Genomic DNA, 15307 nt, shown 5'->3' on the forward strand with positions numbered 1-15307 from the left:
ATATATCAAAAAAAGAACCTCCAGCCGCATCAACCGTTGCAGCCAGAGGTTCCTCCTCTACTAAACTTTATTCAATTATTAAAGAGCAATCATCACTAGGAAATGACTTCCATATGCTCTCCAGCGGAAGGCTCAAAAGACGCCAAACATCTGAAAACAATACCCTTCTGCTCCATCAGCCTCTCGACCTTGTCGCTGTCCTTTGCATAAGTGCGATGGTACACGATTTCAATGACGCCGCTGTTTGCAAGCATGTTGGCACATGTCCAGCAAGGCTGGTCGGTTACATAGACGATTGAGCCCTCGCGATCAGCTCGGTCAGTGAACATAAGCAGATTTTGCTCAGCATGTATCGTTCGAATACAGCGCTGCTTCTTAATCACATGCTCCTCGCCGTCGACAACCTTCACTTCAGCCTCTTCAGTCATCATGCAGCCTGCCTCTAGACAGTCTTGCACGCCCATTGGAGCACCATTATACGCGGTACCTAGCAGCTTTTTCCCTTGTACAAGCACAGCTCCGACATGTCTGCGTGGGCAGCGTGAACGCGTCGATACCATATAAGCGATATCCATAAAATACGTGTCCCAGTCCTTACGAAGGGTATCCTTTGTTTGGGTAGTCATTGCATAAACTTCCTTTCTCTTACTGCATCTGTATTTCTAGTTGTCATTCAAGCTAATTAAACCATTTTTATTGGCTTGCTGCCAACGCTTGCGACAGATCCGCTAAAATATCATCGATTCCTTCTGTTCCAATCGATAAACGAATCATTCCTGGGGATACGCCAGCGGCTGACTGCTGCTCAGCAGTTAGCTGTTGATGCGTCGTGCTTGCTGGATGAATAATAAGTGACTTCGAGTCGCCGACATTCGCAAGATGCGAGAACAGCTGTACCGAATTGATTACCTTCTTGCCTGCTTCAACTCCGCCTTTTATACCAAAGGTCATAATCGCGCCTTGACCCTTCGGTAAATACTTCTTAGCAAGCTCGTAGGAAGAATGACTTGGCAATCCGGAATAATTAACCCATTCTACTGCTTCATGCCCTTCTAGATACTCAGCAACCTTCTGTGCATTTGAGCTATGACGCTCCATTCGCAAATGAAGAGTTTCAAGTCCTTGCAGCAGCAAGAACGAATTAAAAGGTGACAATGCCGCTCCCATATCACGAAGCAGTTGCACACGCGCTTTAATAATATACGCAATCGGACCAACTGCATCCGTATATACAACACCATTGTAGCTTGGATCAGGTTCAGTCAAGCCAGGAAATTTACCGCTGGCCTTCCAATCAAACTTGCCCGCATCAACAATTACGCCACCGATAGATGTACCATGTCCACCGATAAACTTAGTAGCAGAATGAACAACAATATCTACTCCATGTTCAATCGGACGGCATAAGTATGGGCTTGGGAAAGTGTTATCAACAATAAACGGAATTCCGTTCTCATGAGCAACAGCAGCAACCGCTTCTAAATCAATAATATCACCCTTTGGATTACCTATCGTTTCCGCGAACACTGCTTTCGTGCGCTCTGTAATCGCAGCACGGAAATTTTCAGGATCGGATGGGTCTACGAATTTAACAGTAATGCCTAGTTTCTTGAGCGTAATTGCAAATAAATTATACGTTCCACCATAGATACTTGAGGAGGATACGATTTCATCACCAGCGCCTGCGATATTAAGAATTGCATATGTAGTAGCTGCTTGTCCGGATGCAACAGCCAAAGCTGCAGGAGCGCCTTCCAGCTCCGCTACACGTTTCTCGAATACATCCGATGTCGGATTCATAATGCGAGAATAAATGTTGCCGAATTCCGATAGTGAAAATAGATTTGCAGCATGTTCTGTATCTTTGAATCCGAATGAGCTCGTTTGGTAAATAGGTACCGCACGTGACATCGTAGTCGGATCGATTTGTTGGCCTCCGTGAACGGATAGCGTTTCTAGCGAGAGCTTGCGTTGTTCTGACATTTAATAATTCCTCCTATACAATTTGCTTATCAAAACTAGTAATATAAGCGAAATTTACGAAATCTATCAAAACCCCGCTTCCTTCCATTCTCTCACAATTATGGACGAACGACAATATTTTCTTCAATACCTGCAAGTAATTTATTGCCAATTCCCTTTACCCGCAGCAGCTCATCAATTGACTCAAAATAACCATTTTTCTCCCGATCTGCAACAATAGCTTGCGCCTTAGCTGGTCCAATTCCTTTCAGCAGGTCCAGCTCAGCAACTGTGGCTCTATTAACGTCCAACTTCTCGTTTTCAGAGGTGCCTGATTCCTCTTTCACACTAGAATCTTCTTTTACAACTTCAGCGTCCTCAGTTGCAGATCCAATTGCTTCATGGCCTTCTAGCTTGCTTACATTCCCTGCATTTGAATTTTGTACTTTCCCCGCCCCAACTTCTTCCGAATCCTTTGCATCCTTTGAACCTTTTCCAACATCCAACTTTCCCGTATCAGCTTTCTCCTCTACATTATCCATTGCGACCAACGCTCTCTCCACTTCATCATTTAACACAATCCATTTTCCCTCTTGAGGTTGTTTCGGTTCCATTAATGCGATAATCAATAAACTGACCGCTGCTAAAATACAAATAGCCGCAATCAGTATTTGCTTCACCGATAATCCCCCTAACTGTTGCTTCATGAAAGCGAAGCTCCTTTCTAACAGAAAAAATCATTTAGGATTTTTTGACATATGAAACAAGTCCTAGAGAATAAGGTAAGAGAGCATACAAAGCACAATCCTAATTTCAGGGAATGACTATGCTTCGCAATGCCTATCTTTTTTAGAATCTTTTTCACGTGACACTGGTTTTGCAAGTGCGAAACCATATAGGAGGGTTCAGCATGAATGTCGGGTTTATCGGAACGGGCACGATGGGAAGCCTGCTCATAGAAGCTTTTATTTCTTCAGGCGCTCTTTCGCCTGCTCAAATTACTGTCAGCAACCGTACTTTTGCAAAAGCGCAAGCATTGGCCGACCGTTATTCCGGCATTAGGGCCGAACATACGAATGCCGAAGCTGCCTGCGGCAACGATATCGTCTTTCTATGTGTCAAGCCGCATGAATTCAAAAAAGTAGTTGACGATTTAAAGCCTGTTATAAGCTCTGATCAAATTATCGTCTCCATTACGAGTCCAGTACTGATTGCTCATTTAGAGGGAGAATTAGACTGCAAAATAGCAAAAGTCATACCTAGCATTACAAATTATGTATGGAGTGGAGCTTCTCTCTGTATTTATGGAAAAAGAATGCAAGAAGAAGATATGACTGCGCTGGAGACATTGTTATGTTTTATTAGCGAACCGCTGCGAATTGACGAAAGCTATACGCGAATTGTATCTGACCTATCCAGCTGTGGGCCCGCATTCATTTCATTTTTTCTCGAACAATTTGTAGAAGCGGCAGTAGATGAAACGGGCATTGGACGAGATGAAGCTCTACAGGTGGCTAGTGCTATGCTGCTTGGAACCGGCTTGCTGCTCACACAAGGTGGACTGACACCTGCACAAGTGCAAGAAAGAGTCGCCGTGCCAGGAGGTATTACAGCGCAGGCACTCGCCTTGCTGCAGCGTGAAACAAGCGGCGTATTTAACCAGCTTATTCGGACAACACATTCCAAGTTTAATGAAGATTTAACGAAGGTTTCAACTGCCTTTATCGTCGAAGAGGTGAACGGACAATAGCTGTTCTTCAGCTAGAGCCCGCTCACCTCTTCGGTTTGCGTTAATTCGCGACTATATTGACAAGCTTACCTTTTACCGCAACAACTTTACGAATCGTCTTGCCGGCAATGAGCTCTTGTACCTTCTCGAGCTCCTTCGCCATGCTTTCCATCTCCGCAACATCCATGTCAGCCGCTATCGATACGCGGTCAACAATTTTACCATTCACTTGTACAACGATTTCTACTTCTTGATCGATTGTCCAAGCTTCTTCAAACGTTGGCCAAGCTGCATAGGAAATGGAATCATTACGTCCTAGCTTCTCCCAAAGCTCTTCCGCGATATGAGGAGCAATTGGCGAGATCATTTGTACGAAATCTTCCATCGCTTCACGTGGAAGCACATCCGTTTTGTAAGCTTCATTGACAAAAATCATCAGCTGACTAATAACTGTATTAAAGCGCAGGTTATCGTAATCTTCCGTAATTTTCTTTATTGAGCGATGCCATGTACGTTTGAAAGCCTCACTGGTCTCGCTATCGCCAATTTTGGCACTTAGGCTGCCATCCTCGCTAATAAACAAACGCCATACCCGGCTTAGGAAACGGTATGTTCCTTCTACACCATTTGTGTTCCAAGGTTTAGTCGCCTCAAGCGGACCCATAAACATTTCGTACATGCGAAGTGTGTCTGCACCGAACTCGTTTACGATATCATCTGGATTAATAACGTTGCCGCGTGACTTCGACATTTTCTCGTTATTGTTACCAAGAATCATCCCTTGATTGACTAGTTTATGGAATGGCTCCTTCGTATGAACAACACCGATATCATAAAGCACTTTATGCCAAAAGCGTGCATACAACAAATGCAGTACTGCATGCTCAGCACCACCGATGTACAGATCAACCGGCAGCCATTCCTTTTGCTTCTCTGGGGAACAAATTTCTTTGTCATTTTTCGGATCGATAAACCGCAAGTAATACCAGCAGCTTCCTGCCCATTGTGGCATCGTGTTCGTCTCGCGACGAGCTTTCATACCCGTCTCCGGATCAATCGTGTTCACCCATTCCGTTACATTTGCTAGAGGTGACTCTCCCGTGCCCGAAGGCGTGATCGCATCAACATCTGGAAGCAACAACGGAAGCTGATCAACTGGTACAGGCTTCATAGTGCCGTCTTCCAGGTGAAGAATCGGAATCGGTTCACCCCAATAGCGTTGACGGCTGAACAGCCAGTCACGAAGACGGTAAGTAATCTTGCCTTTACCTTTACCCGAAGCATCTAAATGCTCGATCATCGCAGCAATGGCATCAACATTTGTTAATCCATTCAAAAATTCAGAATTCACATGAGGTCCGTCACCAGCATAAGCTTCTTTTGAAATATCGCCGCCTTGAACAACCTCAACAATCGGAAGGTCGAACTGCTTTGCAAATTCCCAGTCGCGAACATCGTGGCCCGGCACTGCCATAATGGCACCCGTACCGTATCCAGCTAATACATAGTCAGCAATCCAGATAGGTGTTTTCACGCCGTTCACAGGATTAATAGCATACGCACCAGTAAATACACCTGATTTATCTTTTGCTAGATCTGTACGCTCCAAATCACTTTTCCGTGAAGCTGCAGTCTGGTATGCTTCTACAGCCGCTTTCTGATCGCCCGTTACGATTTTGGCAACTAGCTCATGCTCAGGGGCTAACACGCAATATGTCGCGCCGAACAATGTGTCAGGACGAGTTGTAAATACAACCAATGCACCTTCATGACCATCAATCTCGAACGTTACTTCTGCGCCCTTTGACTTCCCGATCCAGTTGCGCTGCATGTCTTTAATGCTCTCTGACCAATCCAGCTCTTCCAAATCATCTAGCAAGCGATCTGCATACTCAGTAATTCTTAGAATCCACTGGCGCATCGGCTTACGAACTACCGGATGATTGCCTCGCTCACTAAGACCGTTAATAACCTCTTCATTCGCTAGCACCGTGCCAAGCGCCTCACACCAGTTCACTGATACTTCAGCTACGTAAGCAAGTCCTCGATTATACAGTTGGATAAAAATCCATTGTGTCCATTTGTAGTATTCAGGGTCTGTTGTGCTGATTTCGCGGTCCCAGTCATAAGAGAAACCAAGCGACTTAATTTGTCTGCGGAAATTATCGATATTTTTGAATGTAATATCTCGCGGATGCTGACCTGTATCTAACGCATGCTGCTCCGCAGGTAAGCCGAACGCATCCCATCCCATTGGATGAAGAACGTTGTAACCTTGCATTCTTTTATAGCGAGATACGATATCTGTTGCTGTGTAACCTTCTGGATGACCTACATGCAGTCCCGCTCCTGATGGGTAAGGAAACATATCTAACGCATAAAATTTCGGTTTGCTTGCATCCTCTGTTGTTTGAAAAGTTTTGTTCTTATCCCAAAATTGCTGCCACTTCGGCTCGACAACAAGTGGATTATAGCCTTGAATTTGCTGTTCCTGACTCATTTGAATCCTCCTCAAAAGTTTTACGAAGTAAAACTTACTTCGTAAGCATTGACCTAAAGTTTTACGAAGTAAAACTTACCTCGTAAGCATTGACCTAATGTTGAAATATAAGCTGAGTATATAGTGAAACTCTACTTTCTTATATTTAAACAAATAAAGCCCCTCGTCCCTAGCGATTAACGCTAGGGACGAGAGGCAATTCTCCCGTGGTACCACCCTAGTTAGCAACAGGCATGCTTTGCCCATTACTCACTTGTCGCCTTTATCGCAGGCCAAACGGTACGTTTCATTATCGATGATTAGAATCGACAAGATTATCGCACAGCTCCAAGGCGAGATTCATTCCGCAGTAGGTCCGGCTTACACCAATATCACCGGCTCTCTAGGCCTTACTTACGAAACTACTGTTCCTCTTCAACGCTTATTTATGAATTAAACATGATTATTCACGATTATAAAGTTCCTACCTCGCCATGTCAAGAGACAGGGTCCGGGCTTACCAACTTGATCACCTTGTCTTGCCGGTGACCCAGCGTAACAATTCTAACAATAAATAGAAGTAAAAGACTGTGTAGGATAAGTCCGGTAATCCCGCCCCAGAAACCAAAAATAACAACAAGAAACCATAATGCTATAGGAGGCAGTTGAGTTATAAATAAAAGTATCAAAATGAAAATCAACAGCCCATCATTGACTTTCTCTTTCATTTTTGTTCGAGTAAGGATCGTCATAAGAAGCGTAAGCCCAAGTCCAAGCGATATCTTCCCCCAATATTGAACGACTTCTTGTTCAGACCCCGCTTCAGAGCCGAGAAATTGAAAGCCCATCATAAGTCCATACAAATATGCGATGCCAACCAAAATAGACGAGATGCTCACAAACAAGATCAACCATTTTTTTCTTTTCATAGGAAAATACCTCCAAACTTAACCGATGTACCTATTCATACGAATAATTACCATTATTTGTTGCAATCTTGAATTGTTTTATTTGCACCTGCGCCATAGCCAACGACCGCATACATAATCGTTAAGACAATAAGCATAACTAGGGATACCGTCCACTCTTTCGTTAAATCATGGAATAAACCAAATAAAAACGGCCCAGCAGCAGCTAATAAGTAACCCATCGATTGTGCCATCCCCGATAGCTCGGCAGATTGTGCTGTGCTGCTTGTCCGAAGAACAAAAAACATAACCGCCAAGCTAAATCCTGACCCGCCCGCAATACCAAGCAATATCATCCATAACGGTATAAGAGCTACACTTCCTCCACTTAGCAACCCTAAATATGCAATGATAAGAAGTAAAGCAGTCATAAGAGTTAAACCGCGTTGACTCGCTTTCCGACCAGCAAGCACAGGAATAATAAACGTAGCCGGCAAACTTACGAACTGCAGCAAGGAAAGCATCCATCCAGCATCGACAGGACTCATTCCACGATTATGTAAAATTTCCGGAATCCATGAAATGTTTACATAGAAGAAAAAAGATTGAATTCCCATAAATAACGACACATACCAAGCCAAACCTGAAGTCCATAGATTAGTCTTGTTTTTATTGCTCTTCGTGCTAAGTAACTGATCACGACCAACCCTGCGTACTTGCGGAAGCCAAGCCACAGTAGCAATAAGTGCTAGTATCGACCAGCTAGCAAGCATCCCCTGCCAACCAATACCAGGCTGCTTTGTAATCGGAATGCTAAGTCCAGAAGCAATGGCTGCTCCTAAATTCATAACCACGGAATATAAGCCGGTCATGAGACCGACTCTCGTTGGAAAATCGCGTTTGATCAAGCTCGGCAGCAGCACATTAGCTATTGCGATTGCCATTCCAAGCAAAATCGTACCTGCGAGCAAAGCTGCAATGGATGACAATGAACGCATTAAAATAGCTCCCGTAAGTACAATCATAGCTATAAACAACGTGTTCTCTGCACTAATACGCTGTGCTATCCGTGGTGCTAAAGGAGATATAACCGCAAATGCAAGAAGCGGAAGTGTAGTAAGCAAGCCGGCTAGTGTACTTGAAATGCCCAATGTTTGCTGTATATCAGATATGATAGGCCCAATAGCCGTAAGAGATGCTCTAAGATTAGCCGCTATTAGCAAAATCCCAATAATTAATAACCACGAGCTTGTTATAGCGACTGGTGATGAGGTTGTGGGTGTCACTTTTGTTAAATCTGCTTTGTACTTCTTCACAAAAAAAATCCTACTTTCTCTCGCTGTAGTAAATCCTGAGGTGATGAGTGTTAAATTCAATCCGCTTGGACTCTGTACCAATAATCGTATCGCTGCGAATAGCCTATTTTATCGTACAAGCGGTTCGCAGGAGCGTTATCCTTCACTACCAATAAGTATCCCTCGGTTGCTCCTTGTTTCTTGCCCCAATCTAAAATATTTAACACAAGCTGTTCCCCATAGCCGCAGCCCCGCTTACTTGGATCAGTCACGATATCGTATAAACCGATCCAACCCTGCTCAATCACAGCGAGTCCGCAAGCGACAGGTATACCATTTTCGTGCAGCACTGCAAAGCATTTGACTAACGGAGAGCGCTCCATCATTTTGCGAGTAATGATTCTCTGCTGCTCATTTAATTCACTAAAAGCAGTAACTGCATCAAGCCATGATTCGGATACTTGCTCTTCGATCCAAATGTCCGAATGGGCAGGCTCAATTACATCTTCTAAATGGATGGTTTTCACAAGCGTATGATCGATTTTTTCATAAGCTCGATCATTTAGCTTTTCATCTAGATTAAATGGATGTGCAAATGGCGTTATTTTAAAAACAGTGCGTAATTGTTGATTAGTATATAGCTGCTCACATTCACTGATTTTCGAATCCAGCTCTAATTGGTGGCCATAAATCGGATTAATTGAATTCGACCGCTTTGTATAGCCTTCTGAAAAACGCAGCAGCCACCCGTCATACGTCATAGTCTGCAAAGCAGGCCAGCCATTCAGACTCATTTCCTCTATTCGAAAATGAAGCCGTTTTTTTATTTGATTGATATGATGCTGATCATGCCAAATAAAGTCTTGTACATATTGAGCTGCCTGAAAGGGTTGTCCATCCGCATCCATATGGAGGACTTCGAATTGCTCATCTGTCAGTTCAGTAAGTTTTTTCAATATTTCCATACGAATTTGAACAGCTTTTTGAACAAGCTCTGGTACTGAAACACTTTTACCGTAAATTTTGGCATCCTCATTAAACGTATCATAATTCAAATGCTTTAGCGTCAATGGCAAACTTGATCCTAATATAGATACGGCATTTTCATAAAAATAGTGATCCCACTGCAAAATATGCGCTGTTACTTCGCGAACAGACCATTTTCCCGGTGCAATACTTTGATTCCATATCTGCTCGTTGAACCTTCCAAGATCAGTTATAAAAGCTATCCACTCACCAAAATCTCTCAATAGCTCAGTTCGGCTAACGACCATTCCCCTATCCCCTTTATTATTAAATAAGATAGTAATACGATTCGATTGATTAAATCAAACAAAAAGCCGCTCTAAGAGCAATCAGCTCGAAGGCGGACTTCCTTAATTTATACCAAATCTTTCAAGATGGTCCAGATAGTTTGCTCGAAGTAATATCTCACGCTGCTTAGGTCCAAATAAATCGAAATGAGGATACTGTGATCTTTTATGAATATACCGAGGATTTAAGTCGTTATCTAGACACCAGCGAGACAGCTTTTCCAAATCGGCACAGCCGACTTTCGTCACTGTTCTCATTTCAGGAAACCGAGGATCAATCCAAAAGTGTGTCAAAAAAGCGATTTCGCGGCTTGCGACTCTAGCCTTCCATAGCTCCATTTCTTTTCTTTTTATGCCAAATGCCATTGCATCGACACTCCTTAAAGTTTTGCGAAGCAAAACTAGCCTCGTAAGCATAAACTTGGTTTTGCAAAGCAAAACTAACTCCGTAAGCATATACTCCCACGCTTATGAAATGATCTGTTTTACTCGTCCTACCTGACCATCGGTTAGTCGTACCTTAATGCCGTGAGGATGTTTTGGTGAATTCGTCAAAATATCTTTCACGATACCCTGTGTCAGCTTTCCCGTACGCTGATCTTGCTTTAAAACAATCTGCACTGCAAGCCCTGCTCTAATTGCCGAACGTTCTGTTCCGTTCATATATTATCATTCCTTTTCTGGCTGATGTCAGTTTTAGCATATCATATATAAGGTTATGATGCACAATAAGGGGACAACTGTTATACTTAACATCAAACGATGTAAACGAAATGAGGAAATGTACTAATGTCTACCGCATTCAGCGCTCTGGGTATATCACCCAAGTTAAGCGAATTGCTTCATCAAGATGGTATTACTCAACCAACTCCGGTTCAAAAGCAAGCCATTCCTCTGCTTATGAACGGGCAGGATGTCATTGCGCAAGCTCAAACAGGAACTGGTAAAACCATTGCATTTGTGTTGCCAATATTGCAACGTATCAATGTAGAAAAAGAACAGGTTCAAGCTCTGATTTTAACACCAACAAGGGAGCTTGCCATTCAAATAACGAGCGAGCTTAAAAAACTAGCTCCGTCCGTTGGGGCTGATGTACTTGCTGCTTACGGCGGTCAAGATGTCGAAGCACAAAATCGTAAGCTGAAGCGTTCCCCGCATATCGTAGTTGCTACACCGGGACGTCTTCTGGATCATATGAGACGTGAAACGATTAGCCTTGGAAAGCTTCAAATGCTAGTTCTTGATGAAGCCGATCAAATGCTTCATATGGGCTTCCTGCCTGATGTTGAGAGCGTTATTACACAAACGCCAAAAGCACGTCAAACGATGCTCTTCTCTGCAACGATGCCGGATGCAATTCGTAAGTTAGCGGCTGACTACATGAAATCGCCTGTTGATATTCGTGTACGCAGTACAAACGTAACGCTTGATAGCATCGAACAGGTTGTTATTGAAACAACTGACCGTTGCAAGCAGCAAGCGCTTGTACACTTATTGACGCGTCATCAGCCTTATTTGGCAGTTGTTTTTTGCCGGACAAAAGTTCGTGCCAAAAAACTAAATGAAGCGTTGCAAGAGCTTGGTATTGAGTCCGATGAATTACATGGCGATTTAACACAAGCAAAGCGTGAGCAAGTAATGAAACGCTTTAGAGATGCTCGTCTACAAGTTCTAGTCGCGACGGATGTTGCCGCGCGCGGTCTAGATGTCGAAGGCGTAACGCATGTTTATAACTATGATGTGCCTCAAGACGGCGAGCTATATATTCACCGCATCGGCAGAACTGGTCGTGCTGGTCACGAGGGTATGGCAGTCACTCTTGCAACACCATATGATAAAAACACAGTAATCCTTATTGAAGAAAGCATTAATGCAAGATTGCTCCGCCGTTCAATTGATAGTAATGGTGTAGAGTCAGCAGGTAGTGTTCAATTGGGGACCTATAAAGCAAAAGCTCGCACATCAGGCAGCAGTGATCGTCCTCGCAGCGGAAGTGGCGGACAGCGTTCAGACGCGCGTCGCGGCGGTGGAGGCCGTTCAGGTCAACAGGACCGCAATTCCAAACCTGGTGGTCGCAGAGGCCAACGTGAAGACGTTCGCCCTGCATTCGGCAAACGAAATGAAAGAAATGCCGATACTATCAGCCAAGCAACCGAGAACGCAGGAGAGAACACTGGCTGGGGTGCAAGTCGTGGCGGCGAACGCTCCGAGAACCGCAGCAGCGCTGGTCGCGGCGGCGAACGCTCTGGAAACCGCAGCAGCGCTGCTCGTGGCGGCGAGCGTTCCGAGAGCCGCAGCAGCGCTGCTCGTGGCGGCGAGCGTTCCGAGAACCGCAGCAGCGCTGGTCGTAGCGGCGAGCGTTCCGAGAGCCGCAGCAGCGCTGGTCGTGGCGGCGAGCGTTCCGAGAACCGCAGCAGCGCTGGTCGTGGCGGCGAGCGTTCCGAGAACCGCAGCAGCGCTGGTCGTGGCGGCGAGCGTTCCGAGAACCGCAGCAGCGCTGGTCGTGGCGGTGAGCGTTCCGAGAACCGCAGCAGCGCTGGTCGTGGCGGCTTCCGCTCTGAGAACCGCAGCAGCGCAGGTCGTTCAGGTGCCTCTGTTGATAGTCCTTGGACTGCAGCAAAAGGGAAAGCTAACGTTACACCTGGTAGTGAACGCAGCAGTTCACGCGGTGCTAGTCGCGGCGGTAGTTCACGTGGCGGATTCCAAACTGGCGGACGCGGAAGCAGTGGCGGTGGGAACTCTTTTGGCAAGCCCCGCGGTCCTCGCGGTCGTAAGTAATCAAGAATTAATTTGGACACATCCACCCAAACAGGTAAAGAAAAATGGAGTATCAGCTGGAAACAGTTTTGATACTCCATTTTTTGCGTTTCTTATGTCATAGACAATACTATTTTCCCAACACTCGCATTAGACTCCATATACTCGTGTGCCTTGTCCACTTCTCTCCAATCATAAACGGAATCAATTACTGGAATCATTCTTCCATCTATAAACCGAGGCATAGCAAACTCTGTAAAGTCAGCAGTTAACTTCATTTTATCCGCTTGGCTTCTTGACCGCAGCGCTGTACCAATAATTTGCAGCTTACGAGATAAAATTTCATTAAGATTAAGCTCGCGAACCTTCCCTCCACCCATCGTTCCAATAATTATTAAACGGCCTTCCGTAGCCAGCGATTTTATATTATTAGCAAAATAAGGCTCACCGACAAAATCCAATATGACATTAACACCTTTACTCTCTGTATATTCTTGGACCCAAGGTGCGAAGGAACCATCTCGGTAATTCCAACCTGCAGTTGCGCCTAATTCGAAACATCGCTGGAGCTTAGTAATAGAACCCGCTGTTACTATTGCTTCTGCTCCCCATTCTTTGACGATTTGAATCGCTGCCGTACCTACACCGCTCCCCCCTGCATGAACCAAAACTTTATCACCTTTACCCAGCTTACCAAGCCAAACTAAATTCATATACGCTGTTAAAAAAACTTCAGGAACCGCTGCCCCTTGCTCGAAACTAAAGTGATCAGGAAGCCGAATGGCCATCTCCGAGGGTATACTAACCCTCTCTGCATAACCACCCCCAGGAAGCAATCCGCAATTGCGATCCCCTTTTTTCCAGCCTTCAACATTATCACCTATTGAGATCACTTCTCCCGCCATTTCTAAACCTAAAATTTCAGAAGCTCCTTCCGGCGGCGGATAATGTCCTTTACTTTGGAGTAGATCTGCCCTATTTAATGAAGCAGCTTTCACTTGTACAAGCAAATCATTTTTACCAAGCTTCGGCTCAGGTGCTGTGCCCATATATAATTGTTCAGGCCCTCCAAAGCTTTTTAAAAGTATGGCTTTCATTATGAACACCTCATTAACCTTTTTAATATTGTTTGCTGATTGATTAACCGATAAGAGTGCCCAAATAGGCTGTAGCCGTGACATCAGCCTAGACGTTTTTCAGTAACAAACATACGATAACATATACCGATCAGTGGGACATCAACCACGAGGTCAACAGCCCAAAATCGGAAATATCCTTTAGGAGGAATTGGTATGTCCGGTGTACACGGTGGTTTTACTTCAATAGGTGTAATCCTGGTATTGTTCATTCTTCTGGTTATCATCACCAGATCAGTGCTGTACTAATCTTACAATTACAAGCTATCACAAACCTACTAAGAATACGAAGCTATCGATAAATGAAAGCGCGTAGTCATTCACATGAATGATTCGAATTAGCTAGTACCAACCAACTCATAAGCTAATAATAAACGTAGTTATAAAACCAGGCTGTTCCGTAAGTATAAATACTTACCTTGGCGCAGCCTCTTTTTCTTTAAGCTTGATTTTCGTGCTTATAGCTCGCTTTTTAGTTACTTTTTTGTCTGTAAGACCGATTATCATGCTTACAACTCATTATTCGGCAAGAAATTTACATAAAGTGACTCTGTAAGCATGATTATGGAGCTTAAGCCCTGTTTTCTGGTTAGTTTCTGGGCTGTAAGCTCGATTATTAAGCTTATGGGTAATTCCTCATTAGTAAATTACGAAACTCACACAATGCGCTCCCCTTGGGCTGAGTCCATATAATTGTTTAAATGATGAACTTCTTAATAAGAAAGCCACGAAATAAATACTTATCTAGAGGGCGTTGCTCAGACCATTCTAGAGGAGAGTATTTAATCATGGCTCGATATCAGGTAAGATTAGTTAGCTTGTAAACAAACAGCTCGATTTTCCATTATTTCTTTGAAGCAACACCTGTTTATTCATTAGCTCCAAGCATATTCGCGCAAGGCAATGGCTACACCATCTTCGCTATTTGAATGAGCCACTGCATTAGCAGCAAGCTTCACTTCATCAGGAGAATTGCCCATTGCAATTCCCATCCCAGCAAATTGCAGCATCGTAATATCATTAAAATAATTACCAATTGCCAATATGCGGCTTCGATCTATTCCACGGCTGTCAGCGAATTGCTGCAAAGCTCTACCTTTATTGGCCTCCGCATGATGGACATCAATGAAGTAATCTCCACTGCGGATCGATTGTAATAATGGCGTCCAATCGGCCCATTCCTGCTGAACCTCATCCATCTTCTCTTTACTTCCAAACACAGTAAATTTCACAAGTCCTTCTGGCAAACCCAATTTAAAATCCTGAATGACCGGATTAGCTTGATAATGGTTATACATCACCTCAGCCTCAGGCGTTATTCCTTCAGTCATCATTCCAAAAGCTGTATTCAAATCAAAATGGATATTGCGGTCTCGACAATACGTTATGAACGGTAATAAATGATCTGGTTCCATAGCAAATTGATGTAAAATGGTTCGATCGTCAGCATTAATTGTCACTGCTCCATTATGTGTAATCAAAATACCACCAAGCCCAAGCTCCTCTAGAACAGGAATTGTACTAAGCGGGCCTCTGCCCGTACATAACACAATTTGTGCGCCGCGAGCTGATGCTTCGCGAACCGTTTCCTTTATTCCTTCCGTCAATACATGATCATCCGTCAATAATGTTCCATCCACATCTAGCGCAATCAAATCATAATGTAAAGCCATACCTTCACTCCTATACCACTTTTTCTCTATATCTACCTCTACAATAATTTTATCC

Annotated in this window: 14 protein-coding genes and 1 other annotated feature; of the genes, 3 read left to right on the forward strand and 11 right to left on the reverse strand. The window is 44.1% G+C overall.

Features of this window, described 5'->3' with window-relative positions; genetic code table 11:
• Positions 1-95 precede the first annotated feature (95 nt).
• From AC1DWN_RS00760 to AC1DWN_RS00770, 3 genes are all read right to left on the reverse strand, one after another.
• Positions 96-626: a deoxycytidylate deaminase gene (locus tag AC1DWN_RS00760; RefSeq protein ID WP_477557040.1), complete on the reverse strand. Its 531-nt coding sequence runs from the start codon at positions 624-626 to the stop codon at positions 96-98.
• 67 nt (positions 627-693) lie between these two features.
• Complete coding sequence (locus AC1DWN_RS00765; protein ID WP_477557041.1) at positions 694-1983, reverse strand: homocysteine synthase; 1290 nt, start codon at positions 1981-1983, stop codon at positions 694-696.
• A gap of 98 nt (positions 1984-2081) precedes the next feature.
• A complete protein-coding gene (locus AC1DWN_RS00770) occupies positions 2082-2669 on the reverse strand; it encodes a ComEA family DNA-binding protein (RefSeq protein WP_477557042.1) in 588 nt (195 codons plus the stop codon).
• Positions 2670-2872: 203 nt separating this feature from the next.
• Between AC1DWN_RS00770 and comER the strand changes: the two genes are divergently transcribed.
• Positions 2873-3712, forward strand: coding sequence for a late competence protein ComER (gene comER / locus AC1DWN_RS00775; protein WP_477557043.1), 840 nt, complete (start codon positions 2873-2875; stop codon positions 3710-3712).
• Between the two features lie 40 nt (positions 3713-3752).
• On the opposite strand, the gene leuS is transcribed toward comER, so the two are convergent.
• The 6 genes from leuS to AC1DWN_RS00805 form a co-directional block, all read right to left on the reverse strand.
• The gene (gene leuS / locus AC1DWN_RS00780; protein ID WP_477557044.1) at positions 3753-6191 is read right to left on the reverse strand and encodes a leucine--tRNA ligase; all 2439 of its coding nucleotides are present in this window, start codon (positions 6189-6191) and stop codon (positions 3753-3755) included.
• Between the two features lie 181 nt (positions 6192-6372).
• Positions 6373-6618, reverse strand: a binding site (T-box leader).
• A 49-nt stretch (positions 6619-6667) separates the two neighbouring features.
• Positions 6668-7099 (reverse strand): hypothetical protein, encoded by a 432-nt coding sequence (locus tag AC1DWN_RS00785; protein WP_477557045.1) that lies wholly within the window; start codon positions 7097-7099, stop codon positions 6668-6670.
• A 53-nt stretch (positions 7100-7152) separates the two neighbouring features.
• Positions 7153-8394 carry a CynX/NimT family MFS transporter gene (locus tag AC1DWN_RS00790; protein WP_477557046.1) on the reverse strand — a complete coding sequence of 414 codons (1242 nt, stop codon included), beginning with the start codon at positions 8392-8394 and terminating at the stop codon, positions 7153-7155.
• Between the two features lie 56 nt (positions 8395-8450).
• Positions 8451-9647 (reverse strand): GNAT family N-acetyltransferase, encoded by a 1197-nt coding sequence (locus tag AC1DWN_RS00795; protein WP_477557047.1) that lies wholly within the window; start codon positions 9645-9647, stop codon positions 8451-8453.
• A gap of 102 nt (positions 9648-9749) precedes the next feature.
• Positions 9750-10052, reverse strand: coding sequence for a hypothetical protein (locus AC1DWN_RS00800; protein WP_477557048.1), 303 nt, complete (start codon positions 10050-10052; stop codon positions 9750-9752).
• 102 nt (positions 10053-10154) lie between these two features.
• Positions 10155-10349, reverse strand: a complete 195-nt coding sequence (locus tag AC1DWN_RS00805; RefSeq protein ID WP_477557049.1) for a YwbE family protein — start codon at positions 10347-10349, stop codon at positions 10155-10157.
• Between the two features lie 126 nt (positions 10350-10475).
• Between AC1DWN_RS00805 and AC1DWN_RS00810 the strand changes: the two genes are divergently transcribed.
• A complete protein-coding gene (locus AC1DWN_RS00810) occupies positions 10476-12464 on the forward strand; it encodes a DEAD/DEAH box helicase (protein ID WP_477557050.1) in 1989 nt (662 codons plus the stop codon).
• Between the two features lie 92 nt (positions 12465-12556).
• Here AC1DWN_RS00810 and AC1DWN_RS00815 read toward each other — a convergent pair whose 3' ends face one another.
• On the reverse strand, positions 12557-13540 hold the full coding sequence (locus tag AC1DWN_RS00815; protein ID WP_477557051.1) for an NAD(P)H-quinone oxidoreductase: 984 nt from the start codon (positions 13538-13540) through the stop codon (positions 12557-12559).
• 195 nt (positions 13541-13735) lie between these two features.
• Between AC1DWN_RS00815 and AC1DWN_RS00820 the strand changes: the two genes are divergently transcribed.
• A complete protein-coding gene (locus AC1DWN_RS00820; protein ID WP_477557052.1) occupies positions 13736-13828 on the forward strand; it encodes a YjcZ family sporulation protein in 93 nt (30 codons plus the stop codon).
• A gap of 626 nt (positions 13829-14454) precedes the next feature.
• On the opposite strand, the gene AC1DWN_RS00825 is transcribed toward AC1DWN_RS00820, so the two are convergent.
• Positions 14455-15252, reverse strand: coding sequence for a Cof-type HAD-IIB family hydrolase (locus AC1DWN_RS00825; RefSeq protein ID WP_477557053.1), 798 nt, complete (start codon positions 15250-15252; stop codon positions 14455-14457).
• Positions 15253-15307 lie beyond the last annotated feature (55 nt).

The sequence above is a fragment of the Paenibacillus sp. P4_A7 genome (genome assembly GCF_056402455.1).

What these genes read in the sequence shown, in the direction of transcription:
- AC1DWN_RS00765 (WP_477557041.1), bottom strand. Translation starts at nt 1,983, where the DNA reads ATGTCAGAACAACGCAAGCTCTCGCTAGAAACGCTATCCGTTCACGGA.
- AC1DWN_RS00770 (WP_477557042.1), bottom strand. Translation starts at nt 2,669, where the DNA reads ATGAAGCAACAGTTAGGGGGATTATCGGTGAAGCAAATACTGATTGCG.
- AC1DWN_RS00810 (WP_477557050.1), top strand. Translation starts at nt 10,476, where the DNA reads ATGTCTACCGCATTCAGCGCTCTGGGTATATCACCCAAGTTAAGCGAA.
- comER (WP_477557043.1), top strand. Translation starts at nt 2,873, where the DNA reads ATGAATGTCGGGTTTATCGGAACGGGCACGATGGGAAGCCTGCTCATA.
- AC1DWN_RS00800 (WP_477557048.1), bottom strand. Translation starts at nt 10,052, where the DNA reads ATGGCATTTGGCATAAAAAGAAAAGAAATGGAGCTATGGAAGGCTAGA.
- AC1DWN_RS00760 (WP_477557040.1), bottom strand. Translation starts at nt 626, where the DNA reads ATGACTACCCAAACAAAGGATACCCTTCGTAAGGACTGGGACACGTAT.
- AC1DWN_RS00795 (WP_477557047.1), bottom strand. Translation starts at nt 9,647, where the DNA reads ATGGTCGTTAGCCGAACTGAGCTATTGAGAGATTTTGGTGAGTGGATA.
- AC1DWN_RS00825 (WP_477557053.1), bottom strand. Translation starts at nt 15,252, where the DNA reads ATGGCTTTACATTATGATTTGATTGCGCTAGATGTGGATGGAACATTA.
- AC1DWN_RS00805 (WP_477557049.1), bottom strand. Translation starts at nt 10,349, where the DNA reads ATGAACGGAACAGAACGTTCGGCAATTAGAGCAGGGCTTGCAGTGCAG.
- leuS (WP_477557044.1), bottom strand. Translation starts at nt 6,191, where the DNA reads ATGAGTCAGGAACAGCAAATTCAAGGCTATAATCCACTTGTTGTCGAG.
- AC1DWN_RS00785 (WP_477557045.1), bottom strand. Translation starts at nt 7,099, where the DNA reads ATGAAAAGAAAAAAATGGTTGATCTTGTTTGTGAGCATCTCGTCTATT.
- AC1DWN_RS00815 (WP_477557051.1), bottom strand. Translation starts at nt 13,540, where the DNA reads ATGAAAGCCATACTTTTAAAAAGCTTTGGAGGGCCTGAACAATTATAT.
- AC1DWN_RS00820 (WP_477557052.1), top strand. Translation starts at nt 13,736, where the DNA reads ATGTCCGGTGTACACGGTGGTTTTACTTCAATAGGTGTAATCCTGGTA.